This window comes from Asaia sp. W19 (genome assembly GCF_003994335.1).
Taxonomy (GTDB): Bacteria; Pseudomonadota; Alphaproteobacteria; order Acetobacterales; family Acetobacteraceae; genus Asaia.
This window is the reverse complement of sequence record NZ_PNQZ01000212.1, coordinates 1-548: the sequence shown is the minus strand read 5'-3', so window position 1 is coordinate 548 and position 548 is coordinate 1. Positions and strand designations below refer to the sequence as shown.

The 548-nt window shown below is 52.7% G+C and carries 1 pseudogene; it reads left to right on the top strand.

What is annotated here, in order from left to right:
* Positions 1-25: 25 nt before the first annotated feature.
* Positions 26-548: pseudogene (locus tag C0V97_RS18975) on the top strand (hypothetical protein); the annotation flags it as partial.

Sequence of the window (548 nt, the reverse complement as noted above, 5' to 3'; positions counted from 1 at the left end):
CTTGGAAGATCTGGATTGTCTTTCGGTGCAGCGGCCTCGCAGATGTTTCTCTTCGGCGCGCTGCTTGCGTTCCAATCTACCATTTCTGGTTTGTCTTTCGTATCATTGTCTATTGTCGAGGTATCTTCGTACGCTTGCCAAGCCATTCTATCTTTATACCTTCTGTGCTCAGCAATTCGACGCCTGGATTACTGAGTTGGTAGAACTAACGCGCGCATGGTGCGATTGCCTGCCTACGAATGTGATCGTTGCAAAAGCGGATCTCGAAGCTGGTCACTATCCGCTTTCGCAGACGGACGCTTTATCACTGCAACGCGTATCGGCCAGGCGCAGGCTAGAATTTGCTGCAGGCCGAGCTTGCGCGAGAGCGATCTGCTCGATGTTGGGTCGGTACGATGCAAATCTAGGCATTTCCGCCTCCGGTGCTCCTGTATGGCCAAGAGGGCTAGTGGGGACGATTACGCATTCAAGGAAAATGGCTTTAGCCGCGGGCGCATCCGCGAGAGACTACGAGAATATTGGGATCGATACCGAAATCGTGGGGCATA